The sequence below is a fragment of the Kitasatospora sp. NPDC058243 genome, from assembly GCF_042882025.1.
GTDB lineage: Bacteria > Actinomycetota > Actinomycetes > Streptomycetales > Streptomycetaceae > Kitasatospora.
Genome location: NZ_JBHVWW010000015.1, coordinates 1 through 26,181, shown reverse-complemented (window position 1 = coordinate 26,181; position 26,181 = coordinate 1). Strand labels below are relative to the sequence as shown.

General features: G+C 76.9%; 8 protein-coding genes. 1 reads left to right on the top strand and 7 read right to left on the bottom strand.

Annotated features, from left to right (window positions below; translation table 11 throughout):
- Positions 1–58: 58 nt before the first annotated feature.
- The 7 genes from ACFVX9_RS13055 to asnB form a co-directional block, all read right to left on the bottom strand.
- Positions 59–8,716: an amino acid adenylation domain-containing protein gene (locus ACFVX9_RS13055; protein WP_387981611.1), complete on the bottom strand. Its 8,658-nt coding sequence runs from the start codon at positions 8,714–8,716 to the stop codon at positions 59–61.
- The gene (locus ACFVX9_RS13050; RefSeq protein ID WP_387981610.1) at positions 8,713–13,185 is read right to left on the bottom strand and encodes an SDR family NAD(P)-dependent oxidoreductase; all 4,473 of its coding nucleotides are present in this window, start codon (positions 13,183–13,185) and stop codon (positions 8,713–8,715) included. The genes ACFVX9_RS13055 and ACFVX9_RS13050 overlap by 4 nt, the downstream gene beginning before the upstream one ends.
- 122 nt (positions 13,186–13,307) lie before the next feature.
- Positions 13,308–14,045: an aspartyl/asparaginyl beta-hydroxylase domain-containing protein gene (locus ACFVX9_RS13045; protein WP_063352428.1), complete on the bottom strand. Its 738-nt coding sequence runs from the start codon at positions 14,043–14,045 to the stop codon at positions 13,308–13,310.
- 1 nt (position 14,046) lies between these two features.
- Entirely contained in the window at positions 14,047–20,574 is a 6,528-nt protein-coding gene (locus ACFVX9_RS13040; RefSeq protein WP_387981608.1) for an amino acid adenylation domain-containing protein, read from the bottom strand.
- Positions 20,571–22,358 (bottom strand): non-ribosomal peptide synthetase, encoded by a 1,788-nt coding sequence (locus ACFVX9_RS13035; protein WP_387981606.1) that lies wholly within the window; start codon positions 22,356–22,358, stop codon positions 20,571–20,573. Before ACFVX9_RS13035 ends, ACFVX9_RS13040 begins: the two co-directional genes overlap by 4 nt.
- Positions 22,355–23,098, bottom strand: coding sequence for an aspartate/glutamate racemase family protein (locus ACFVX9_RS13030; protein ID WP_380338999.1), 744 nt, complete (start codon positions 23,096–23,098; stop codon positions 22,355–22,357). The genes ACFVX9_RS13035 and ACFVX9_RS13030 overlap by 4 nt, the downstream gene beginning before the upstream one ends.
- A complete protein-coding gene (gene asnB, locus ACFVX9_RS13025; RefSeq protein ID WP_387981604.1) occupies positions 23,095–24,978 on the bottom strand; it encodes an asparagine synthase (glutamine-hydrolyzing) in 1,884 nt (627 codons plus the stop codon). Before asnB ends, ACFVX9_RS13030 begins: the two co-directional genes overlap by 4 nt.
- Positions 24,979–25,289: 311 nt before the next feature.
- Here asnB and ACFVX9_RS13020 point away from each other — a divergent pair, with 311 nt between their 5' ends.
- Positions 25,290–26,123: a thioesterase II family protein gene (locus ACFVX9_RS13020; protein WP_387981602.1), complete on the top strand. Its 834-nt coding sequence runs from the start codon at positions 25,290–25,292 to the stop codon at positions 26,121–26,123.
- Positions 26,124–26,181 lie beyond the last annotated feature (58 nt).

Here is a 26,181-nt window from a genome sequence, read left to right as displayed (position 1 = left end):
GTTCTCGCCACCCCCCTCGCGAAGGGGGGTGTGGTGTTTATCCCCCCGGCCGTCGGGGTCAGCCGGTCGGGCCGGTGCCGGAGCCGCCTCGGCGGGCGGCGCGGCGCCGTTCGTGGTGCTGCCGGCGGTCGCCGCCGGCGGGCTGTGCGGTGTCGGATGAAGCGGTGTCCGATGCAGCGGTGTCGGATGCAGCGGTGCCGGGCGCGGGCTCGGGTGCCGCTGGTGCAGCCGGTACCGCCTGCGGCGCCGGGGCGGCGGCCGGCCGGTCCAGCAGCTCGGCCAGGTGACGGATGGTCGGCCGGTCGAACATCTCGACCACCGAGAGCTCCTGCCCGAAGTCCTCGGCGATCCGCCGCTGGACCCGGACCAGGTGGATGGAGTTGGCACCGGCCTCGAAGAAGTTGGTGTCGACGCCGACCTCCGCCCCGTCCATCACCTCCCGCCACAGCTCCGTGAGCCGCTCCATCGCGCCGAGCGTGCTCGGCCCGTGCGCCGCCGGTCGCGCCACCGGTGCCGCCGGGGCCGCCGCGAGGGCGGGGACGACGGGGACGGCGGAGACGACGGCGGGGGCGGGCACCGAGGCGCCCAGCCGGGCGAGCGCCGCCCGGTCGACCTTGCCGTTGGCGGACAGCGGCAGCGCCTCGACCGCCCGCACCCGCTGCGGAACCATGTAGCCGGGCAGCCGTTCGGCTAGCGCGTCGCGCAGCGCGGCCGTCCAGTCGGTGCCGGAGCCGGGCTCCTCGGCGGCCGCGTTCAGCGGCCGGCCGCCGACGAGCGTGTGCAGCACGCGCTGGCCGTCCTCCAGCCGCAGCGCCTCGCGCAGCGGCTCCGGGAAGACGTCGCCGATCGGGCAGAGTGCCACCGCGCAGTCGGCGGCGCGGTGACGCAGCAGCTGCGCCATCGCCCCGGCCTCCAACAGGCAGAAGCGGTCGGCGAGTTCGCCGTACACCGGGGCGATCGCGGCGGTCCGGGAGACCAGGAAGACGGCGAAGCCGGCCTGGTCGAGCAGCGGCCCGTTGGCCTCGCTGTAGAGCGCCCGGTCCAGGGCCCGGGCCGAGCCCGGCGCGCCGTCGAGGGCGACCAGCGCCGGCCCGGCCGGGTCGACGTAGTAGGTGCCGGCCGGCAGGCCCGCCACCTTGCCGGGGGCGACGGCCAGGTAGGTCTGCACCGGGTACAGGCCGCCGGCCGAGCCGTAGGCGTACCGGGGCACGCCGTCCTCGTCCTGGCGGGCGAGCACGGTCAGCAGCGCGTGCAGGTCGGCCAGCCGCACCGGGGCGTCGGCGAAACCGGTGGCGGCGCCGCGCAGGGCGGCGGCCCGGCGCAGGTCCAGGGTGTCGGTCGGCAGGGCGAAGGGCAGGACCTCGCGGCCCGCCAGGTCGGCGCGGCGGCCGGGCTGGCGCAGCCGCGCCTCCAGCCGGCGGACCCGCTCGGCGTCCAGGGCCGGGGCCGGCGCAGGAGCGGGGGCGGCGGGCTGCGGCCGGGCGGCCTCGCGGACCACGAAGGCCGCGAGCCGGGCGCCGAGCCCGTTGCCCTCGACCAGCGCCGCCGCCTCCCGGACGCCGTCCATCCGGACCAGCGCCGACTCGATCTCGCCCAGCTCGATGCGCATGCCGCGCACCTTGACCTGGCAGTCCTCCCGGCCGAGGAACTCCAGCTCGCCGTCGGGCAGCAGCCGGGCGAGGTCGCCGGTGCGGTACAGGCGCTCCCCGGTGACCGGGTGGGTCGGGAACGCCCGGGCGGTGAGCTCGGGCGCGTTGCGGTACCCGACGGCCAGGCCCACGCCGGTGATGAACAGTGCGCCGGCGACGCCGACCGGGCGCGGCCGGAAGGCCTCGTCCAGGACGACCATGCCCTGGTTCCGCATCGGCCGCCCGTACGGGATGCTCGGGCGGCCCGGCTCGACCGCGCCGATCGGGTGCAGCACGGACCAGATCGACGCCTCGGTGGCGCCGCCCAGGCTGATCACCTCGGCCTTGGGCGACAGCGCGCGGACGTGGTCGGGCATGCCGACGGGGATCCAGTCGCCGCTGAGCATGACCAGGCGCAGCGACTCCAGGTCGGCGGCCGGGTTGCCGCCGGCGTACGCGAGCAGCATCTCCATCAGCGCGGGGACGGAGTTCCAGACGGTGACGCCGTGTTCGGCGACCAGCCGGGACCAGCGCGCGGGGTCGCGCTCCTCCCCGGGCCCGACGAGCACCAGCGCGGCGCCGGCGGCGAGGGTGCCGAACAGGTCGTAGACCGAGAGGTCGAAGCCGAGCGAGGAGAGGCCGAGGACGCGGTCGGCGGGGCCGACCCGGAAGCGGTCGTTGACGTCCACCACGGTGTTGAGCGCGCCGCGGTGGTCGATCATCACGCCCTTGGGGTCACCGGTGGAGCCCGAGGTGTAGATGACGTACGCGAGGTCCGCCGGGGTGGTGGGCACCGGGGCCGGCTCGGTGTCGGCCGGGGTGGCCAGCGCCTGGTCGAAGCCCAGCAGGGTGACCCCGGCGGGCACCGCGCCGTCCGCGTCCCAGGACTCCCGGGCGAGCAGCGCGGTGGCGCCGGCGTGTTCGAGCGAGCGGGCGACGCGGGCGGCCGGCAGGCCGGCGTCCAGCGGCAGGTAGGCGCCGCCGGCCCGGATCACGCCGATCGCGGCCGCGACCTGCTCCCAGCCCCGGTCGGCGCGCACGCCGACCAGGTCGCCGGGGCCGACGCCGGCGCCGCGCAGCGCGTGGGCCACGGCGGCGGAGGCGCGCTCCAGCTCGCCGTAGGTCACGGTGCCGGTGGCCGAGACCACGGCGGTCCGCCCGGGGGCGGTGCGCGCCTGGGCGAGGAACGGCTCGTGCAGCAGCCCGTCGGGCCGCGGGCCGTCCGTGGCGTTGAGCGCGCGGTAGGCCTCGGCGTGGGCGGCGGGCAGGGCGGCCAGGTACGGGTCCGTCCAGGCGTCGGGCCGCTCGGCGAGGGCGGTGAGCAGGCCGGTGTAGGCCTCGAACATCGCGTCGAGCAGGCCCTCGGGGAAGAGCTCCTCGACGGCGTCCCAGGTCAGCCGCAGCCGGCCCTCGTCCTCGGAGATCTGGTGGTCCAGCCAGACCTGGGGGGTCTGGGTGATGGTGTGGGCGACCTTGGCGCCGAGTTCCCGCAGGACCCGGCTGCCGCCGACCTCGCCGGCGCCGAGCTCGCTGGTGAAGACGACCGGCATGGCGGCGTCGGCCACCCCGCGCCGGCGGGCCAGGTCGCCGCCGACCCGCACGCCGCTGACCAGCTGGTGGTCCAGGTCCTCCCAGAGCCGGTCCTGGAGCCGGCGGGCCCGGTCGGCGAAGGAGCCGGCCGTGGCGCCGTCCACCTCGAAGAGGCTGAGCGCGGTGAAGTCGCCGACCATGGCAGCCAGGTCGGGGTGCTCGCCGACGCGGTTGAACAGGGTCAGGTTGAGGGTGAAGCGGTCGGCCGCCGCCCAGGTGCCGAGCACGGTGGCGTAGGCGGCCAGGGCGAGCGCCGAGGGCGTGACCCGGCCGGCGGCGGCCCGGCTCTTCAGCCGCTCCCACAGCTCGGCGGGCAGGTGCGCCTCGCGGCGGTGGAACCTGGTCTGCGTCAGCTCCTCGGGGCGCCGCGCCAGCGGCAGCGCGGGGGCGGGCGGCAGGGTCTCCAGGCGGCCGTGCCAGTAGTCGAGGTCGCGTTGCAGCGCGGGGCCCTCGCGGCGGGTCTGTTCGGCCAGCACGTAGTCGCGGAACGAGAGCTCCATCGGGCGCGGGTCGAGCGAGCCCTGGTAGATCGCCAGCAGCTCGCGCAGCAGGATCTGCACGCTGCCGCCGTCGGCGATCAGGGTGTCGATGCTCAGGTGCAGCCGGGCGTCGGTGCCCTCGGTCCGGCTGGCGTGCAGTTCGAACAGCGGCCAGGTGTCGGCGGGCAGCACCTGGTGCGACATCCGGGCGCGGGTCCCGGCGAGGGCGTCGGCCCGCTCGGGCTCCGGCAGCCCGCGCAGGTCCTCGACGGCCAGCTGGTACGCGGGCACCTCGGGCAGGATGCGCTGGGTGCCGTCCTCGGCGAAGACCAGGCGCAGCGCGTCGTGCCGCCGCACCAGGGCCTGCCAGGCGTCCTGGAGGCGCTGCGGGTCGACGTCGGCGACGTCCACTTCGAGGTAGAGGTGGCAGGCGACGTCACCGCCGACGGCGCCGCTGCGGCCGATCCAGTACGCGCGCTGCACGTCCGTCAGCGGGAAGGGCTCGTGGCGGCGGGCCGGGTCGGGCAGCAGCTCGACCGGTTCGGCGGGCGCCGCGGTGGCCCCGCCGGCGCCCAGCGCGTCCACGGCCCGGGCGAGGGCGGCGACGGTCGGCGAGTCGAACAGGGTGCGCAGCGGCAGCTGGACGTCCAGGTCGCGGCGGATCCCGGCGACCATCCGGGCGGCCAGCAGGGAGTGGCCGCCGAGCTCGAAGAAGTCCTCCTCGGTGCCGACCTCGTCGAGGGTCAGGGCCTCGCGCCAGATCGCGGCGATCCGCTCCTCGGTCGGCGTGGCGGGCGCGGTGCGGTCGCGGCCGGCGGCGGGGACGGTCTCGGGGGCGGGCAGCGCCGCGCGGTCGACCTTGCCGTTGCTCGTGAGCGGCAGCGCGTCGAGCGGGATGAACCGGGACGGGATCAGGAAGCCCGGCAGCTGCCCGGCCAGGGCGGCCCGCAGCTCGGCCGGGGCGGGCGGCGCGGCCGGGTCCTCGGGCACCAGGTAGGCGGCCAGCGCGGCCCGGGCGGTGCCCAGGCCGTAGGCGGTGACCACGCACTGGCGGATGCCGGGCAGCGCGGTGAGCGCGGCTTCCACCTCGCCGGTCTCGATCCGGAAGCCGCGGATCTTGACCTGGTGGTCGTTGCGGGAGAGGTACTGGAGGCGGCCGTCGGGCAGGGTGCGGACGAGGTCGCCGGTGCGGTACAGCCGGGCGGCCGGGTCGGCCGGGTTGGAATCGGCCGACTCGGGGTCGGCGACGAAGCGTTCGTCGGTGAGCTGGGGCAGCCCGAGGTAGCCGGCCGTCACCCCGGCGCCGCCGATCAGGAGTTCGCCCGGCACGCCGACGGGCACCCGCCGCCCGTACGGGTCGAGGACGCGCACGGTGGTGCCGGCGATCGGGCCGCCGATGGTGACCGGGCCCTCGGCCGGGTCGACCTCGGCGGTGGTGGACCAGACGGTCGTCTCGGTCGGCCCGTACATGTTGCGGATCGGGCCGCCGAGGTGTTCGGCCAGCCGGCGCACCAGCTCGGCGTCGAGGGCCTCGCCGCCGAGCAGCAGCTGCCGCAGGCCGCGCAGGGCCTGCGGGTCGGCCTCGTCGAGCAGGGTGCGGGCCCGCGAGGGGGTGCACTGCAGGTGGGTGACGCCGTGGGCGCGCACCAGCGCCGTCAGCTCGGTGTCGGCCGCGACCGCGAGGGCGGCCGGGGCGGGGGCCGGTGCGGCGGCCGCGGTGCGGCGCAGCTCGGCCAGCCGGGGCAGGGCGGCCAGCGCGACGTCGGTGTCGACGCCGAAGTCGACCAGGCAGCCGATCTCGTCCACGCCGGCGGCGGCCAGCCGGTGCACCAGCGGCAGGCACTCCTCGGCGGTGCCGATCAGCGAGCCGTGGCCCAGGTAGCGGGCGCAGGCGTGGTCGAGCAGGGCCTCCTGGTCCTCCGCGGTGAAGTCGCTGCTGCGCACGTCCATGCCGAGGCTGCGGGCCAGGTTCTCGATCAGGCCGACCGAGCTGCGCAGGTAGTCGCGGAACGGCTGCCAGGCGTGCGCCCGGACGTCGGCGTCGTCGGCGCCGACGTAGCTGTGCAGCATCAGGGTCACGTGCGGGTCGCCCGGGTGGCCGGCCTCGTGCCAGGCCTCCCGGTAGAGGGCGATCTTCTCGCCGAGTTCCTCGACGCTCTGGCCCAGCAGGTGGGTCAGCAGTCGGGCGCCGACCCGGCCGGCCGTGCGGCAGGTCTCGGGGTTGCCCGAGGAGGTGAGCCAGTACGGCAGCTCGGCCTGGACGGGGCGGGGCAGCACCTGGACGTCGACGGTGCGGCCGCCGGGCCCCTCGAAGGGGAGCCGTTCGCCGCGCCACAGCCGGCGCACCTGCTCGATGCCGCTGACGGTGAGCGCCTGGCGGTCCTGGTAGGCGTCCTTGGCGAGGACGAAGTCGTCCGCGTGCCAGCCCGAGGCGAAGGAGAGCCCGACCCGCCCGCCGGACAGGTTGTCGACGACCGACCACTCCTCGGCGACCCGGACGGGGTGGTGCAGCGGCAGCACCACGCTGCCGGCCCGGATCCCGATCCGCTCGGTGGCCTGGGCGATCGCGGCGGCCAGCACCGAGGGGGCCGGGAACGGCCCGCCGAAGGCGTGGAAGTGCCGCTCGGGCAGCCAGACGGCGGAGAAGCCGTTGGTGTCGGCGAAGCGGGCGCCGTCCAGCAGCAGCCGGTACTGGTCGGGGCCGGGCTCGGCGCCGGCGGTGTCGCTGGCGAAGTAGAAGAGGCTGAACTCGGGGACGGCCGGGGCGTCCTGCGAGGCCGCGGCGTTCCGAGTGGAGGGAACCGGGGCGGGGGCCGTCGCCGTGCCGGGGTCGGGGTTGACCACGACGCGGTGGCCCCGGCTGAGCGTCCAGAGCAGTTCCAGGACGGAGATGTCGAAGGAGACGCTGGTGACGGCCAGCCAGGTGGCGGGCTCCCCGTCGTCCGCCAGCACGCGGTCCATCGCCGCCAGGAAGGCGGTGAGGTTGCGGCGCAGCACGACGACGCCCTTGGGGCGGCCGGTCGAGCCGGAGGTGTGGATGACGTACGCGGGGGCGTCCGGGTCCACGGACACGGATACGGGTGCTGCTGCAGAGGACTCGGCCGGGGCGTCGAGGTCGAGCAGCGGGGCGCCGGCGGGCGCGGCGTCCCGGGTCGCGGCGTGCACCACGACCACGGCGGGCTCGGCGTCCTCGACCACGTGGCGCAGCCGGGCCGCCGGGTAGTCCGGGTCGAGCGGCAGGTAGGCGGCGCCGGCCCGGAGCACGGCGAGCATGGCGGCGGGCAGGTCGGTGCCGCGGCGCAGGCACAGGCCGACCCGGTCGCCGGGGCGCACCCCGGCGGCCTGGAGCCGGGTGAGCAACTCGTCGACCCGGGCGTCCAGTCGGGCGAAGGTGAGGGCCAGCTCCGGGCGGCCGCCGGGCAGCACGGCCTCGGCGTCCGGGCGGGTGCGCACGGCCTCGGCGAAGGCCGTCACGACGTCCGGCGCGTCCTCGGGCAGCGCCGGGCCGTCGCCGGCCACGGCCAGCAGGGCCTGCTCGACGGGGGTGAGCGCGAGCAGTGCGGAGAGCCGCAGGCCGGGGTCGGCGGCGCCGCGGGCCAGCACCCGCTGGAGGGCCTCGGTCAGCGTGCGCACGGTGTCGTCGTCGAACAGGTCGCCGCTGAACTCGCAAACGCCTGCCGTGAGTTCGCCGTCGCGGGCGAGTTCCAGGCTCAGGTCGGTGCGACAGAGGCCGTTGTCCAGCTCGACGAGCTCGACGGTGACGCCGGGCAGGGCGATGTCGGGGGCGGGGACGTTGCGGTAGCCGAACTGCACCTGGTAGAGCGGGGCGTGGCTGAGGTCACGGTCCGGGCGCAGCTCGCGGACCAGGCGCTCGAAGGGCACCTGGGTGTGGGCCAGCGCGCCGAGCGAGGTCTCCCGCACCCGGTCGAGCAGTTCGCCGAAGGACGGGTCGCCGGAGAGGTCCGAGCGCAGCACCAGGCTGTTGACGAACATGCCGACGAGCCCGGCGAGTTCGGGCCGGTCGCGGCCCGCGGTGGGCACGCCGACGACGACGTCCTGCTGACCGGAGTGGCGCATCAGGACGGCCTGCCAGGCGGCCAGCGTGACCATGAACGGGGTCGCCCGGGCCGCCCGGGCCGCGGCCTCCACGGCCTCGGTGGTGGCGGCGTCCAGGGTGAAGTGCACCCGGCCGCCCCGGTGGCTGGGCACGGCCGGCCGGGGCCGGTCGGTGGTCAGCTCCAGGACGTGCGGGGCGCCCTCCAGCCGCTCGCGCCAGTAGCCGAGCGGCTCGGCCAGCGCGGTGTCGGTGAGTTCGCGGCGCTGCCACTGCGCCCAGTCGGCGTACTGCACGGCGAGCGGCTCGGGGGCCGGGCCGCCCTCGCGGAAGGCCCGGTAGCGGGCGCAGAGCTCCTCCACCAGCACCGCGCGGGACCAGGCGTCGCCGACCAGGTGGTGGTTGACCACGACCAGCAGGGCGCGCTCGGGCGCGGAGCGGATCAGCAGGGCGCGCAGCAGCGGGCCGTGCTCCAGGTCGAACGGCAGGGCCGCCTCCCGCTCGGCCAGCGCGCGCTCCTCGGCCTCGCTCCAGCCGCCCTCGCCGTCGGCCGGCTCGGCCACCCGCAGCACCGGGGCGGTGCGCTCCAGCACCCGCTGCACCGGGCCGTCCTGGCCGGGGGCGATGACGGTGCGCAGCGCCTCGTGCCGCTCCACCAGGCCGTCCAGCGCGGCCTCCAGCGCGGCGACGTCCAGCGGGCCGCTCAGGCGCAGGCCCACGTACTCGTTGAACACCCCGAGCCCGGGGGTGAGCTGCTCCAGGAACCAGAGCCGCTCCTGGCCGAAGGACAGCGGCGCCGGCAGCGCCGGGTCGCGCGGCGGCACGGCCGGGGCCGGGGCGGCGGGGCCGGCCGTGCCGGCCGGGGTGGTGCCTGCGCGGCCCCGGGCGCGCGCCTCGAAGGCGGCGCGCTGCTCGGGGGTGAGCCGGGCGAGGCGGTCCTCGCGGCGGCCTGCGGGGTTGGTCACTGGTTCTCCAGGTCGGCGAGGATGCGGTCTTCGATCTCGGTGGCGAGGTCGGCGACGCGGCCGCCCTCGAAGAAGACCCGGGCGGGGACGTCGACCTCGAACTCGGCCCGCAGCCGGGCCGCGATCTGGGCGGCCAGCAGCGAGTGGCCGCCGAGCTCCAGGAAGTCGTCGTCCACCCCGACCCGGTCGAGGCCGAGCAGTTCGGCGTAGATCTCGGCCAGGCGCTCCTCGGTCGGGGTGGCCGGGGCGGTGTACGGCGTGGCGAGCTCGGGGCGGGGCAGGGCCGCCGTCCGGGGCGCCTCGGCGGCCGGGGCGGCGGAGGTGTGCAGCGTGCCGTCCGCGATCGCGGCGCCGGCCCGGGCCACCACGGCCCGTCCGGGCGGGCCCTCCAGCAGGGCGGCGAAGGCGCGGGCGCCCTGCTCGGGGGTGAGCGCGCCGGCCAGCATGTCGGCCTGGAAGGCCCGCAGGGCCTCGGGGACCTCGGCCCGGCTGGCCATGCCGACGCCGGCCCACATGTCCCAGTCGACGGCCACCGCGTGGCGCTCGCCGCGCGCGGCCTCGGCCTCCGCGACGGCGGCGAGGTAGGCGTTGGCGGCCGCGTAGTCGGCCTGGCCGTAGGTCGGGATCAGGGTGGCGAGCGAGGAGCAGAGCACCAGCACCTCGGCCTCCCCGGGTCGCAGCGCGGCGAGCAGGTGGCGCAGGCCGGTGGTCTTGGGGGCGAGGACGGTGCGCATGCTGTCGTCGGAGCGCAGTTCGACGGAGCCGCCGCCGGGCACGCCGGCCGCGTGGACGACGCCGTCGATCCGGCCGAAGGCCGCACGGGCCTGCTCCAGCGCCCGGTCCAGCGCTGCGGCGTCGGTGACGTCGGCCTGGACGGCCAGCACCTCGGCGCCGCTCTCGCGCACCGCGGCGAGCGCGGCCTCGTCGGCGGCGCCGCGGCCGAGCAGGACGAGCCGGGCGGCGCCGGCCCGGGCCAGGGCACTGGCGAGGGTCAGGCCGATCCCGCCGAGGCCGCCGGTGAGCAGCCAGGTGCTGCCGGCCCGCACCCGGGCCGGGGCGGTCGGGACGGGGCGCTCGGCGGGCTCGACGGTGCGGGTGAGCAGGGCGCCCTCGCGCAGGGCGAGCAGCCGGGCCGGGCCGGTGAGCACGGCGCGCACCACCGCGTCGGCGGCGGCCTCGTCGAGCGGGGTGCCGACGGCGAGGTCGACCTGGGTGCAGCGCAGGTTGCGGTACTCCTCGCCGAGCACCTGGACCGGGCCGCTGAGCAGGGCGGCGGCGGGCCGGGGCTGCTCGCCGGGGGCGGCCGGGAAGGCCCCGGCGGTCACGACGCCGAGCCGGACCTCGTTCAGCACGCTCTCGGCGGACATCGCCCGGGCGAGGTGGACCAGGCCGAAGTAGCCGGCGGTCTCGTCCGGCGTCTCGTCCAGGCCCCAGGCGTACAGGACGGCGGTGGGCGTGCGGACCAGGCCGCGCAGGTCGGCCAGCAGCTTCGCGTACTGGGCCGGGTCGGCGGGGTCGAGCTCGTAGACGCCGCGGCGCACCCGGCGGTAGGCCGGGCCGGGCTGGACGGTGGTGACGATCTGGCCGCGGGCCGTCAGCAGCTCGACCAGGGGCTGGGCGGCGCCGGCCCGGTCCAGCAGGACCAGCCAGGTCTGGCGGCGGCCGGCCAGCGGGTCGTCCCCGGCGGTCTCGGCGAGCGGGCGCCAGTTGACGGTCGCGTGGACGGCGTCGAGGTCCGCGGCGGGCAGCGCGGTGGCGGGCGCCCGGCCGGGGACGGCGGGCTCGATCCAGTGCGGGAGCCGCTCGAAGGGGTAGCCGGGCAGGTCGGCGGGGCGGGCGTCGGCGTCGACGGGCTCCCAGTCGACGGCGGCGCCGTGCGCCCACAGGCTGCCGAGCGCGAGGACGGCGCTGCCGGGCTCGTCCTCGGCGCCGCGGCGCCCGCGGGTGGGCAGCGGCGGCAGGGCGAGCCGCGGCCCGGCGGTGCCCTCGGCGGCCGCGCGGGCCAGATCGGTCAGCACGCTGCCGGGGCCGGTCTCCACCAGCACCATCCGCTCGTCGAGCGCCGCCAGGCGGGTCAGCCCGTCGTGGAAGCGCACCGGGGCGAGCATCTGACGCACCCAGTAGCCGGGGTCGGTGGCCTGCTCCGGGGTGATCCAGTCGCCGGTGAGGTTGGACAGGAACGGCACGGTGGGCTGGTGCAGCGTCACCTTGGCGAGTTCGGCCGCGAACTGCTCGGCGGCGGGAGCGCACAGGGCGCTGTGGAACGCCCGCTCCACCGGCAGGCGCAGGGCGCGCAGGCCCCGCTCGCCCAGCTCGGCGGCGGCCCGCTCGACGGCGTCGGCGGTGCCGGACAGCACCGAGGCGCCCGGTCCGTTGACGGCGGCGAGGTCCAGGCCGTGCGCGGCGGCGAGGTCGGCCGCGGCCGCCTCGTCCAGCGGGACGGCCAGCATCGCGCCGGGCGCGGTCTGCTCCATCAGCCGGCCGCGGGCGGCGACCAGGGCGAGCGCCTCGGGCAGGTCGAGGACGCCGGAGAGCAGCGCCGCGGTGTACTCGCCGAGGCTGTGGCCCAGCAGCGCCGCCGGGCGCACGCCCCAGTGCCGCCACAGTGCGGCCGTGGCGTGGCCGACCGCCAGGACGGCGGGCTGGGTGACGGAGCTGCGGCGCAGCAGGTCGGCGTCGCCGCCGCGCAGCAGCTCGACCAGGTCGAGGCCCAGGTGCGGGCGCAGCAGGTCGGCGGCCTCGTCCAGGGCGGCCCGGAACACCGGGTGCGCCCGGTGCAGGCCCAGGGCCATGCCCGGGTACTGCGCGCCCTGGCCGGGCAGCAGGAAGGCGACGGGGGCGGCGCCCTGCCCGGCGCGGGCCCGGACCGACTCCCGGCGGCCGCCGCCGCGCAGCGCGGCCATGGCGGCGGCGGTGTCGTCGGCGACCACGACGCGGCGCTGGACCAGCTGGCGCCGGCCGGTGCGCAGGGTGCGGGCGACGTCGGCCAGCGGGCGGTCCGGGTGGGCGGCGAGGTCGTCGGCGAGCCGTTCGGCGGCGGCGTCCAGCGCGGCGGCGGTGCGGGCCGACAGCGGCAGGGCGACGGGGACGGCGCCCGGCGCGGCGGTCTCGCGCGGGGCCGGCTCGGGGGCCTGCTCCAGGATCACGTGCGCGTTGGTGCCGCCGATGCCGAAGGCGCTGACGGCGGCCCGGCGCGGGCCGTCGGCGACCGGCCAGTCGGTGAGGCCGGCCGGGACGAAGAACGGGCTGTCGGCGAGGCCGAGTTCGGGGTTGACGGCCTCGGCGTGCAGGCTCGCCGGGATGCGGCCGCCGCGCACCGTCAGGATGGCCTTGATCAGGCCGGTGACGCCGGCGGCGGTGTCCAGGTGGCCGAGGTTGGACTTGACCGAGCCCAGGCCGCACCAGCCGGTGGCGGACCTGTCGTCGGCGTCCTGCTCGGCGCGGAAGGCGGCGGTGAGCGCCTCGACCTCGATCGGGTCGCCGATCGGGGTACCGGTGCCGTGCGCCTCGACGTAGCCGATGCTGTCCGGGGCGACGCCCGCGACGGACAGCGCCTCGCGGATCACGGCGGTCTGGCCGGCGACCCCCGGGGCGGTGTAACCCGCCTTGTTCGCACCGTCGTTGTTGACGGCCGAGCCGAGGATGACGGCGTGCACCCGGTCGCCGTCGGCGAGCGCGTCGGCGAGGCGCTTGAGCACCACGACGCCCGCGCCGTTGCCGAAGACCGTGCCGGCCGCCTCGGCGCCGAAGGGCCGGCAGTGCCCGTCCGGCGACTCGATGCCGCCGGGCACCGGCAGGTAGCCGGAGCGGTGCGGCACGGTGACGGTGACGCCGCCGGCGAGCGCGAGGTCGCACTCCTCGGACAGCAGGCTCTGCACCGCGAGGTGCACGGCGACCAGCGAGGTCGAGCAGGCGGTCTGCACGCTGACCGCCGGGCCGCGCAGGTTGAGCTTGTACGCGGCGCGGGGGGCCAGCTGGTCGGGCTGGTTGCCCTGGAAGAGCATCGGCACGCCGAGGGAGTCCCGCAGGTCGGTGCGCGGCAGCAGGTTGTGGATCAGGTAGGTGCTCAGCAGCGACCCGGCGTAGACCGCGATCGGTCCGGGGGCCCGGTCGGGGTCGCAGCCGGCGTCCTCCAGCGCCTCCCAGGCGCATTCGAGGAAGATCCGCTGCTGCGGGTCGATGACCGAGGCCTCCAGCGCGTTGTAGCCGAACAGCTGGGAGTCGAAGCCGGCGACGTCCGCCAGCACGCCCTTGGCGGCCACGTACCCGGCCTTGCCGGCCTCGCCGTCCGGCACCCCGGCGGCCCGCAGCTCCTCGGGGCCGAACCGGCTGATCGCCTCGGTGCCGGAGGCCAGCAGCTCCCACAGCGCGTCGACGGAATCGGCTCCGGGGAAGCGGCCCGCGAGGCCGACGACGGCGACCCGGCCGTCGGTCTCGGCCTCGTCGGGAATGACCGGCTGTGCGTTCAAGGTGTTCTCCGTGGGTGAGGTGGGCTCCGCGCGCGGCGGGGCGGGCAGGACCGGGTGCGCGGCCGGGGCTCAGACCGCCATGGGGTTCAGGGCTGCCGTGGGGATCAGGGCCGCCGGGCGGCTCAGACCGCCATGAGGTAGCGCTGGAAACGGGGCATCAGGAACTCCAGGGCCCGGACCTCGACGGGCGTCAGCTCCGGGTGCCAGACGTCCCAGAGCAGGACGGCGCGCTGCTGGGTGCCCTTGTTCCAGGCCTCGTGGATGAAGCTGTCGTCGAAGAGGATCACCTTGCCCTCCTCCCAGCCCCGCTCGTCGTCGCCGACCTTGATGGCGCAGCCGGGCGGGACGATCAGCGGCAGGTGCGCGGTCAGCAGCAGGTTCACGCCGCCGGTGTGCGGGGTGATGTGCACGCCGGGGTTGAGGATGGTGAACATGCCGTCGCGCGGCCCGTGCGGGCTCGCCGAGACGGCGGCGTGGGTCTCGGGGCAGCGCTCCAGGACCTCGTCGCGCCAGCTGCCGTTGCGGTACAGCTGGTAGGTGTCCCAGCCCTGCCAGCCGAGCTCCTTGGTGTACAGGTCCTCGTACGGGGCGAAGCGGGCCTGCTCGGCGCGCAGCTCCAGGAACTCGGCCTTGATCCGGTCGTACGCCTCCTCCAGCCGGGCCACCCAGGGCAGTTCGGCGGTGTCGTGCCAGGGCAGGGCGCTGATCCCGGGGAAGAACAGCCGGGTCGGCTCCTGGTCGTCGTGCAGGTACTCCGGGGCCTGCTCGCCGGTGAGGATGCGCAGGCACTCCTCGACCCGCTCCAGCCCCTCGGTGCCGAGGATGCCGTGCAGCTCCGTCATCACGCCCTGAACGTCCATGTCAGTCCCTCCCTGTCGGTGCGGTCCGGGTCGTCGGCCCGGCCGGTGTGTGCTGGTCGGCGGCCGGGCCCTCGGCCCGGTCCCGGGCCTCGCGGCGGGCCCTGGCGCGGGCCCGGACGGCGCTCTGGCGGCGTTCACCGCGCGGTTCGGCGGTCTCGGCGGCGGCCCGGCCGTCCGGGGCGGCGCCCTCGGTGAGGCCGGCCGCGAACTCGGCGATGGTGGGCCGGCCGAAGATGTCCACCAGCCGGACCGGCCGCTCCAGGCGGCGGGCCAGCTCCAGCTGGAGCCGGGCGGCCAGCAGCGAGTCGCCGCCGGCCTCGAAGAAGTTGGTGTGCCGGCCGACCGGGCCGCCGCCCAGCAGCCGGCGCCAGGCGTCGGCGACGAGCTGCTCGACCCCGGCCAGCGGGGCGGCGTCGGCGGGCCGGGCGGCGGCCCCGGGCAGCGGCAGCCGGGCCCGGTCGCGCTTGTTGGTGCGCGTCCTGGGCAGCGCGTCCAGCAGCAGCACGGTGTCCGGCACGACCGCCGCCGGGAGCCGCTCGGCCAGGTGCGCGCGCAGCTCGGCGCCGGTGACCCCGGGTGCGGCGACCGCATAGCCGACCAGCCGGCGGGCACCGCCCTGGCCGTGCGCGGCGGCGGCCGCCTCGCGGACCCCGGGGTGCAGCTCCAGCAGCGCCTCGATCTCCTCCAGCTCGATCCGGTTGCCGCGGATCTTCAGCTGGCTGCCGATCCGGCCGACGAACGCCAGCTCGCCGTCCGGGAGGCGGCGGCCCAGGTCCCCGGTGCGGTACAGCCGGCCGCCGGCCTGCCAGGGGTCGGCGACGTACGCCCGGGCGCTCTCCTCGGGCCTGCGGTGGTACGAGCCGGCCAGGAAGTCGCTGCGCAGGTGGATCTCGCCGACCACCCCGACCGGGCAGAGCCGGCCCCGGCGGTCCAGGACCACCGCCTCGCGGCCCGGGATCGGGCTGCCGATCGGCACCCCGGCCGGGAACTCCTCGCCCGGCGCCAGCTCGCGGTGCGTCGCCAGCACGCACTCGGTGGGCCCGTAGAGGTTGTGCAGCCGCGGCCGGTCGGGGCGGTGCGCCCAGGCGGCGGCCAGCGCCACCGGGAGCACCTCGCCGGCCATCAGCACGTGGGCGAGGTCCGGCAGGTGCGATCCGGTGGCGTCCAGCGCCTCGGTGACCAGCTGGAAGAAGGCCGGGACGGTCTGGATCTGGGTGATCCGCTCGGCCCGCAGCCACCCGGCCACCGCGAGCGGGTCGCGGCGCAGCCCCTGCGGCGGCAGGCAGAGCACCGCGCCCGAGCAGAGCGCGGCGAACACCTCGGTGTACGCGGCGTCGTAGGTGAACGGGGCCCACTGGGCGATCCGGCTGTCCGGCCGGATGCCGAAGTGCTCGCGCTGCCAGTGGGCGAACTGGGCGAGCGCCGCGTGCGGCAGGGCGATGCCCTTGGGCGTGCCGGTGGAGCCGGAGGTGTAGACCAGGCAGAGCGGGTCGCCGGGGCCGGCGGGGGAGGCGGCCGGGGCGGGGCCCGCGGGCTCGTCGGCGGCCGGCACCCGCGGGTCGACGACCTCGACCGGGATGCCGGCGAAGTGCCCGTCGTCCGCCCGCAGTTCGGAGCGCAGTTCGGAGCGCAGTTCAGGGTGCAGGGCGAGCGTGCTCTCGGCGGCCAGCAGGCACACCGGTTCGGCGTCGGCCAGCAGCGCGGTCAGGCGGGCGGCCGGGTCGGCCGGGTCGAGCACCGCGAAGGCGGCCCCGGTCTTGGCGACGCCGAGGATCGCGGCGCTCTGCACCGGGCCGGCGGGCAGCAGCACCGAGACGAACCGGCCGGGGGCCGCGCCGCGCTCCAGCAGCCGGGCCGCGATCCGGTCGCTCCAGGCGTCGAGCCGGCGGTAGCCGACCGTCACGCCCTCGGCCCGGATCGCGGGGGCGTCCGGACGGGCCGCGGCCCGGGCCCGGAACAGCTCGGACACCGACACGGCGTGCTCGGCGCGCGCCTCGCCCGCGGGGCGGGCCGGGCGGGGGGCGGGCAGCGCGGGGTCGGTGAGCTCGACGGCGTCGAGGGAGGCCTGCGGCGAGGCCAGGGCGGCACGCAGCAGGGCGTGGAAGTGCCGGGCGAAGCGGTCAGCGAACTGCGGGCCGAAGCGGTCCGTGGCGTACTCCAGGGCGCCGGCGATCCGGTCGGCGCGCTCGTCCAGGGCCAGGGTCAGGTCGTACTTGGCCGCCCCGGTGGGGACCTGGCGCAGCACGCCGGCGGCCGCGCCCAGCCGGACGTCGGCCGGCGGCGCGTCCTGGAACACCAGCGAGGCCTGGACCAGGGTCGGCCGGCCCGGCTCGCGGGGCAGGCCGAGGCCGGCCACCAGCCGGTCGAAGGCGACCAGCGGACGGCCGAGGTCGCCCGCCAGCGCCCGCCCGGTGCGGGCGGCGAGTTCGGCGAAGGACGGCGCCCCGGCCAGGTCCACACGCACCGGCAGGGTGTTGGCCAACGAGCCGACCAGCGACTCCAGTTCGGGCCGGTCGCGGTTGGCCACCGGCACGCCCACCAGGACGTCGTCGCTGCCCGCGTAGCGGCCCAGCAGCGCCGCGTACACGGCGAGCAGCAGGGTGAAGGGCGTGGTGCGCAGCCGGGCGGCGCCCTCGCGCAGCGCGGCCGTCAGCTCCGGGGCGAGCGCCACCGGCAGGGTCTCGCCGGCTCCCGTAGGCCGCGTCCGGGTCGGTGCGTCGGCGGGCAGGTCGAACACCCCGGGGTGCCCGTCGAGCCGCTTCAGCCAGTACTCCAGGTGCTCCTGACGCAGCGTCAGGCCAGCCTCGTCGGCGCAGTCGGCCGCGTAGCCGGCGAAGTCCAGGTCGAGCGCGGGCGGCGGCTCGGCCAGGCCGAGGCGGGCGGCGTACAGCGCGGCCAGCTCGCGCACGGCCACGCCGATCGACCAGCCGTCGACCGCGAGGTGGTGCGCGGTGCACAGCAGCACCGAGCGCTCGGGGCCGGTGCGCACCAGGGTGAGCCGCAGCGGCGGCTCACCGGCCAGGTCGAAGGGGCGCACGGCCTCCGCCCGGGCCAGCTCGGGCACCTCTTCGGGCGCGGCGTCCAGGACGGTCAGGGCCGGTACGGCGGGCGGCGTGAGGACCAGCACCGGGCCGTCCTCGCGCAGCTCGCAGCGGGCGGCGAGCACCGGGTGCCGGGCGGTCAGGTCGGCGAGCGCCCCGGTCAGGGCCGCCTCGTCCACCGGGCCGGTCAGGTCGAGCGCGGCGGGCAGGTGGTAGGCGGGCGAGTCGGGGGCCAGGCGGTGCAGCAGCCACAGCTGGCGCTGCTGGTCGGTCATCGGGACGGCGTCCGGGACCGGCCCCGCCGTCCGGGCGGCGGGGGCCGGGGCGGCGGGCCGCACCCGCGCCAGGGCGGCGGGGGTGGGGTCGGTGTAGAAGTCGGCGAGCGAGGGCGCGGCGCCGAAGCGGGCCCGGACCCGGCCGAGCAGCCGGGTCGCGGCGATGGAGTTGCCGCCGGCGGCGAAGAAGTCGTCGGTGGTGCCGACCCGCTCGGCCGGCAGGCCCAGGACCTCCGCCCAGAGCGCGACGGCGGCCTGCTCGGCCTCGGTGACCGGTGCCGTCCGCTCGGCGGCGGTGAGCTCCCCGGCGCGCAGCAGCAGCGCCGGACGGTCCACCTTGCCGCTGGTGTTGAGCGGCAGCGCGGGCAGCGGGGCGATCACCCCGGGGACGGCGGCGGCGGGCAGCCGCTCGCGCAGGTGGCGGCGCAGCCGGTCGGGCAGCCCGTCGTCCTCGGTGCGGGCGGTGACGAAGGCGACCAGCCGGGGCCCGGCGGGCTGCCCCCGGTCCACGACCACCGCCGCCTGGCGGACCTCGGGGTGGGCGGCGAGCAGGGACTCCACCTCGCCGACCTCGATGCGGTGGCCGAGGATCTTCACCTGCTGGTCGGCCCGGCCGAGCACGACGATCCGGCCGTCCGGCAGGTGGCGGGCCAGGTCGCCGGTGCGGTAGACGGTGCCGCCGGCCGGGTCGACCGGGTCGGCCACGAAGGCGGCGGCGGTCAGCTCCGGGCGGTTGCGGTACCCGGTGCTCACGCCGGCCCCGCCGATCACCAGCTCGCCGACGGCGCCGCGCGGCACCGGCCGCAGCCGCCGGTCCAGGACGTAGCAGACGGTGCCGGCCACCGGGCGCCCCACCGTGACGCCCTCGCCGGGCAGCACCCGCCCGACGGTGGACCAGATGGTCGTCTCGGTCGGCCCGTACAGGTTCCACAGCCCGGCGCAGCGCGCCAGCAGTCGATCCGCGAGGTCGGCGTCCAGGGCCTCGCCGCCGCACAGCGCCCGCAGCCCGGGCCGGCCCGCCCAGCCGCCGTCCAGCAGCCCGCGCCAGAGCGAGGGGGTGGCCTGCATGACGGTGGCGCCGCTGCGCTCCAGCAGCGCGCCCAGCGCCTCGGCGTCGCGGACGCTCTCGCGCGGGGCGACCACGACCCGGCCGCCGGCCAGCAGCGGGGCGAACAGCTCCAGGACGGAGATGTCGAAGGTGATCGAGGTGACGGCGAGCAGGGTGTCGTCGGCGCGCAGGCCCGGCTCGGCGCGGACCACGCTGTGCAGCAGGTTGGCGACGCAGCCGTGCGGCACCGCCACGCCCTTGGGCAGCCCGGTGGAGCCCGAGGTGTACATCAGGTATGCGAGGTCCTCGGGGCCGGCGCCGGGCAGCGGCTGCCCGGTCGCGGCGTCCGGGCCCTCGTCGAGCAGCGCGTTCGGGCCTTCGTCGAGCAGCGTGGCCGGGTCGGCGGCGGGCAGCCCCGCGGCGGGGTCGCCGATCAGCAGGCGGGCGCCGCTGTCGGCGAGCACGTGCTCGGCCCGCGCGGCGGGCATGGCCTCGTCCAGCGGGACGAGGACGGCCCCGGCCCGCCAGATGCCGACGATCAGCGGCACCAGCTGCGCGCCGCGCTCGACGCGCAGGGCCACCCGGTCGCCGGGCGCCACGCCGTGCCGGGCCACCAGCCGGCGGGCGACCCGGTCGGCGGCCGCGTCGGCCGCGGCCCGGCCGAAGGCGTGGCCGGGCGATTCGACGGCCGGTGCGGCGCCGCCCTGCCGGGCGAGTTCGCGCAGCGCCTCGGGCACGGTGGCCCAGGCGCGCTCGGCGTCGGGCGCCCGGTTGAAGTCGACCAGGACGCGCCGGCGCCGGCCTTCGGAGAGCACCGGAAGCTCGGCCAGCGGCCGGTCCGGGTCGGCCGCGGCGGCCTCCAGCAGGCACAGCAGCGAGTCCGCGAAGTCGGCGGCCGTCTCGGGGGCGAGCAGTGCCGTGCGGTACTCCAGCGTCGCGTCCAGCGCGCCCGAGGGGCGCGGGCGCAGGAAGAACGTCAGGTCGTACTTGGCCGTGCCGCTGTGCGAGGGCGCCGGGGCGGTGGTGACGCCGGGCAGCTCCAGGGTGGTGGTGGGGCCGCTGTGGAAGGAGTACATCAGCTGGAACAGCGGCGTGCGCCCGCCCGCGGCGCGGCCGAGCCGCTCCAGGACCAGGTCGAAGGGGGTGTCGCGGTGGCGCAGGTCGGCCTTCAGGTGCTGGCGGGTGCGGGCCAGGGCCTGCCGGAAGCTCGGCTCGCCGCCGAGGTCGCTGCGGTGGGCGACGAGGTTGAGCAGCGGTCCGACGACGCCGGCGAGGGCGGTGCGGCCGCGGGTCGCCACCGGCATGCCGACCACCAGGTCGTCCTGGCCCGTCCAGCGGGCGGCGGTGGCGCAGAAGGCGGTGAGCAGCACGGTGGACAGGCTGGCCAGTTCGCCCCGGCCGAAGGCGCTGAGCCGGGCGGCCAGTTCGGCGGGGACGGTGAAGTGGTGCAGCGCGCCGGCCGCCGGGTCGCCGCCGGGGCCGACGTCGGAAGGCAGGTCGGCGGTGGGCAGTTCGCCGCCCAGCCGGGTCTGCCAGTGGTCGATTCCGCCGGCGTGGCTGGTGTCGCTGTCGTCGCCGCGCTGCCAGGCGGCGAAGTCGCCGAAGTCGGGTCCGCCAGCGGGGAAGGGGGCCGGCGCCTCGCCGCCGAGTTCGGCGGCGTAGCAGGCGGCCAGCGACTCCAGGAAGACGCCGAAGCCCCAGGCGTCGACCACGATGTGGTGGGCGGTGAACAGCAGCAGCGAGCGGCCGCCGCCCAGCAGGAACAGCTGGGTGCGCATCAGCGGGGGCCGGGCCAGGTCGAAGGGCACGGCCACGGCGCGGGCGGTGAGCTCGGCGAGCCGCTCCGCGCGCTCGCCCTCGGGGACGCCGGCCAGGTCGACGGTCTCGACGGCCGGGCGGACCAGGTCGGCGAACAGCTGCCACGGCTCGCCCGCCCCGTCGGCGGCGACGGCGCAGCGCACCACCTCGTGCCGCCGGGCGACGGCGGCCAGCGCCCGTTCCAGGGCGGCCACGTCCAGCGGGCCGCTGACGTGGAAGGCGGCGCTCTCGTTGTGCAGGGCGGTGCCGGGCAGCACCTGCTCGGCCCGCCAGATGGAGCGCTGGGCGTAGGACAGCGGCGCGCGGGCGCGGTCGCCGCGCAGCGGCAGGGAGGTGTCGCGGCTCATCGGCGGCCGCCCTCCGACGAGGCGTCCGCGCGGCCGGCGGCGACGGCCGCGGCCAGCCCGGCGACGGTCGGGTCGCCGACGTACACCCGCAGCGGCACCTCGACGCCGAAGCGGGTGCGCAGCCCGTCCAGCAGGCGGGCGATGCCCAGCGAGTCCCCGCCGAGCAGGGCGAAGTCGTCGTGCCGGCCGACGGCGGGCACGTGCAGCAGCTCGCGCCACAGCTCGGCGATGCCGGCCTCCAGGCCTTCCAGCGGCTGTTCGCCGGTGCGCCCGGCCAGGGCGGCGGCCGGGCTGGGCAGCGCCCGCCGGTCGGCCTTGCCGCTGAGGGTGCGCGGGATCGCGGCGAGCCGCAGGTACAGGGCGGGGCGGGCGGCGGCGGGCAGGCCCTCGGCGGCGTGCGCGCGCAGCTCCTCGTCGGTGGCGCCGTCGGCGACCAGGTAGGCGCAGAGCACCGGTTCGCCGTCGGCCTCCTCGACCAGGGCGGCGCAGACGTCCGCCACCGCGGGGTGGCGGCGCAACTGGTCCTCGATCTCGCCGAGTTCGACCCGGGCGCCGTTCACCTTGACCTGCTGGTCGCGGCGGCCCAGGACCTCCAGGGTGCCGTCGGCGCCGAGGCGGCCGAGGTCGCCGGTGCGGTACCGGTCCGGTGCGACGAAGCCGCCGGCCGCGTCGCCCAGGTAGCCGCGCAGCGGGAACGGGGTGCGGATCTCGATCTCGCCGATCGCGTCCACCACCGGGCGTCCGCCGAACAGCACCCCGATCTCGACCCCGGGCATCGGGTGGCCGGCCGGGACGGTCTCGGCCTCGGCGTCCTCGGCGGTGAGCCGGCGGAAGACCTTGGTCATGGTGGTCTCGGACGGCCCGTAGAGGTTGACCAGCTCCTTGTCGCCCCCGAACAGGGCCCGCCACCAGGCGATGTCGGCGGGGCGGACCGGCTCCCCGGCCATCAGCACGCTGCGCAGCCGCGGCAGGGAGTCGGCGGTCAGCCCGGCGGCGCGCAGGGTGCGGAACACGGTGGGCACGCAGTGCAGCAGGTCGACCTGCTGCTCGGTCAGCCAGCGGGCCAGGGCCGCGCCGACGGGGATGGCGCCGGGCGCGGGGAGGACGGCGGTGCCGCCGGCGCACAGCGGGACGAGGGCGTCGCGCAGGAAGGCGTCGAAGCCGGGGGAGGTGAGCATGGAGATCCGGGTGCCCGGGGCGATGCCGAACTCGGCGATCTCCCAGTCCAGGAAGTGCGCGACGGCCTGGAAGCTGCCCCGGATGCCCTTGGGGCGGCCGGTGGTGCCCGAGGTGAAGTAGACGTAGCCGGCGTCGGGGCCGCTGATGCCGGTCCAGTCGTCGGCCGCCCAGGGCAGCGGGGTGATCGACTCGGCGGTGAGCAGCGGCAGTTCGCCCTGTCCGGCGACGGCCAGGTGCTGCCCGCCGGTGGTCGGGCCGTGTCCGGCGGCGGCCAGCGCGGAGCGGCCGGCGGCGTCGGCGAGCACGGTGCCCGGCCGGAGGTCCTCCAGCAGGGCCGTCCAGCGGGCGGCGGGCTGGCGGGTGTCCACCGGGGCGAACGGGCGGCCGGTGGCGGCGCAGGCGAGGATCGCCGCGACCACCGGGACGGGGTCCGCGCAGGCGACCAGGACGGGGCCGGTGCCGGTGGCGAGGCGGTCGCGCAGGCCGGCGGCCAGCTTGGCCAGCTCCTGGTGGCTCCAGACCCGCTCGGCGGTGGCGAGGGCGGGGGCGGCGGCTCGGCGCTCGACCTGGTCGGCCCAGCGGTCGAGGATGCTCGTGTGGCTCACAACTCTCCGTTCATGATCCGGTGGGCCACGACCGTCAGCGGGTCGAGGGAGGGCAGGGCCTCGCTCAGACCGGCGTCCTCGATCGCCCTGGTGACCAGGTGCAGCTCGGTGCAGGCGGCGACGAAGGACCGCACGCCGTAGCGGGGCAGGGTCTCGCGCAGGAAGTCGATGGTGCGGGCCGGGTCCTCGCCGCGCTTGAGGCGGTGGATCTCCCGGTGCAGTGCCTCCTGGTCCGGCGGGCGCAGCGCCACCAGCTGCCGGGCGGCCCGGGCCCCGGCGGCGCCCGAGGTGAGGATGCCGGCCCGGGCGGTGCCGGAGGAGCAGAGCAGCAGGTGCGGTTCGCCGGCCGCGGCCAGTTCCTCGTGCACCACGTCGACCAGTGAGACGCAGCGCGCCGCGAGGTCGGCCGGCAGGTCGCCGAGCACGTGGTGGGCGGTGATGCAGGCGACCACCACGCGTTCCGCGCCGGCGGCCAGCAGGCCGCGCAGCGAGGACTCCACGGCGCGGCGCAGCTCGTCGAGTTCGCCGCTGCCGATGGCCTCGGTGCGGTCCACCACGGCCGGGTCGGACCAGAGCAGCACCCGGGGGGTGTCCTGCTCGGGGTGGAGCCGGCAGGCCCGGTAGACGGTGCGCAGCAGTTCGACGGAGGCCAGCGGCCCCATGCCGCCGACCACCCCGACCAGCGGGTGGCGCGGGCGGGTGCCGGGGCCGGCGATCGGCCCGGCGGCTGTGGCGGTCATCCCAGGCACGGCAGATCGAACTCCTCGACGAAGAGGGCGAAGGTCGCGACGAGCATCAGGTAGTCGGTGTCCAGGTGGGCGTGCACCTGCTGGCCGTCGCCGCGCTGACGCCGCGTCAGGGCGGCGATGGTGTCCGGGTTGAAGTAGCCCTGGCGGCGGACGGTCGCGGGGGAGACCAGCTCCTCGAACCAGTCGGCGCCGGTGCTCAGCAGGTGGCTGCTGGTCTGGCCGCGGAAGCCGTACTTCTGCCGGCTGAGCACCTCGCCGGGCACCAGGCCCTCGGCCGCCCGGCGCAGCACGGCCTTCTCCCGGCCGTGGGCGAGCATCAACTCCGGTGGCAGCGTGGTGGCGTGGTCGACCACCGCGTTCGCCAGGAAGGGGAAGCGCAGCTCGACGCCGTTGGCCAGGGCCATCCGGTCGCCGTGGTCGCCGAGCAGGTGGTCGGCGAGCCGCAGGTGGTAGTCGAGGTAGGAGCGCTGGTGCAGCGGGTGGCGCCCGGCCAGCCGCTCGGGGTCGACGAGGCGCTGGTTGGTGACGGAGAACTCGTCCAGCCCGTGGGCCAGGTCCTCGGCGTACAGCTCGCGGCGGAACTCCTGGGCGGGCAGCTGGTCCTGCTCGTAGCCGAGGTCGACGCCCCACATCCGTTCGCGGATCTCGCGTTCCAGCCGGGCGTCCAGGCCGGTGAGCCGGCTGCCGCCGAGCCCGGTGGCGTCGAAGCGGTAGCCGGGGTAGCCGCCGAACAGCTCGTCGGCGCCCTCGCCGCTGAGCGCGCCGACCGTCCCGGCGGCGCGGACGGCCTCGGACAGCGCCAGCGAGCAGACGTTGTACGACTCGCGCACGGGTGCCTCGGCGTGGCGCACCATCGCGGTGATCCGCTCGGCCACCTCGTGCTCGCCGACCGGGACTTCGTGGTGCTCGGTGCCCAGCTTGGCGGCGACCAGCCGCTGGTGCGGGCCCTCGTCGAAGTCGCGGCCGGGGAAGGTGACGGAGAAGCTGGGCCAGGCGTGGCCGGGCCGGGCCCGGGCCATCAGGGCGCCGATCAGGCTGGAGTCGAGGCCGCCGCTGAGGTACATGCCGATCGGCACGTCGGCGAGCAGCCGGCTGCGCACGGCCTCGTCGAGCAGGTCGGCGGTGCGGTGGGCGTACCGGTCCAGCTCCCGGTCCAGGGCCTCGGGGGCCACCGGGTCGAGGTCGGCGGCGAGCGGGAAGTCGAGGTCCCAGTACCGTTCGGTGCGCACGCCGGAGCGGTCGGCGATCAGCCGCTCGCCGGGGCGCAGGGCGCTGATGCCCTCGAACATGGTGCGCGGGCTGACCAGTCCGGGCAGCGTCAGTACCTGGTCGAGGCCGCGCAGGTCGACCCGGGCGCTGACGGCGGGGTGGCGCAGGATCGCCTTGATCTCGGAGGCGAAGATCAGCTGGCCGTCGGCGACGGTGTAGAAGAGCGGGACGATGCCGGCCCGGTCGCGGGCGAGCAGCAGCCGCTGCGCGGCGGCGTCGTGCAGCGCGAAGCCGAACTGGCCGTCCAGGTGGGCCGTCAGGTCCTCGCCGTACTCGCGGTACAGGTGGACCAGCACCTCGGTGTCGTTCTCGGTGCGGAACCGGTGGCCGCGGCGGCTCAGCGCGGTGCGCAGCTCGCGGTGGTTGTAGATCTCGCCGTTGCAGACCGAGACCAGGGTGCCGTCCTCGGTGCGGTGCGGCTGGTTGCCGCCGGCGAGGTCGTTCAGGGCCAGCCGGCGAAAGCCCAGGCACAGGCCGTCCGTGGCGTAGTGGCCGTCGTCGTCGGGGCCGCGGTGCACCAGGCACGCCGTCATCTCCCGGACCACGGCGGCATCGGCCGGGCGACCGCCGCCCAGGACGAATACGCCGGTTATTCCGCACATTCTGTCCGCCCTCTCCCGTCGTGCGTTCGGAACTCGTCGTCGGAACTCGCCGATCGAAATACTCTGGAAATATCCGAAAGAAACCCGGACGAGGAGCACCGTAACAGAGCTCGGTGTTCCGGGAAAGACTCAAGATCCTTATGCGTCAACCGACTATTTCAGGGCACAACTGAGCTGCGGCATCGCCTGGTTGGATCTGCCCAGGGCATGCCGGAATGCGGGCTGGACCAACCCGTGAATTACCGCATAAAGTCGTGCGGGAGGCCTGTTCAGGCTTCGCGTAATTGACTGGGAAAGAAAAAGGAGCAGCGATGACCGGTTCGTCCGCCGTACAGCACGACGAGGTGGCCCGATGGACGCCGTGGCACCGGGACGCCGCGCCGAACGGGCGGTCCGGGCCCGTACGCGTCTACTGCCTGCCGCACGCCGGCGGCTCCGCGAGCGCCTACCTGCCGTGGGCCCGGTCCGGCGAGCAGCCGGGCCTGACGATCGTTCCGGTGGAACTGGCGGGCCGGGGCACCCGCCTCGCCGAGCAGCCGTCGGCCGTCATGGACGAGGTCGTCGACGGCCTGCTCGCCCTGCTGGCGAGCCGCCCGGCGGACGAACCGTTCATCCTCTTCGGCCACAGCATGGGCGCCCGGATCGCCTACGAGACGACCCGCCGGCTCGCCGCCGAGGCGCGGCCGCTGCCGCTGTCCCTCGTGGTCTCCGGCGGCCGGGCCCCCGGCACCCCGGACGTCACCCGGCTGCACGGACTCACCGACGACGAACTCCTGGAGCGCATCGTCGGCCTCGGCGGGACCCCGGCCGAGGTGCTGGAGTTCGCCGACCTGATGCAGATGATCCTGCCGGTGCTCCGGGCCGACGTCACCCTGCTGGGCGAGTACAACGACCGGATCCGGCCGACCGTGCTGCCCTGCCCGGTGCTGGCGCTCGGCGGCGCCGACGACCTGATGGCCGGACCGGAGTGGATCACCGGCTGGCGGGCCACCACGGCGGCCGGCTTCCGTCACCGCATCCTGCCGGGCGACCACTTCTTCCTGCACCAGCAGCGGGCCGAGGTGCTCGCGGAGCTCGCGGCGCAGGCCCGGGCGTGCCTGGACACCGCGGACGGCCCCCAGGAGGGCCGGGCGCCGGGCGCCTGACCCCGGCCGCCCGGTTCCGTACGACGGGGCCGGGCGGCGGGTGGCGGGGCGTTCCTGC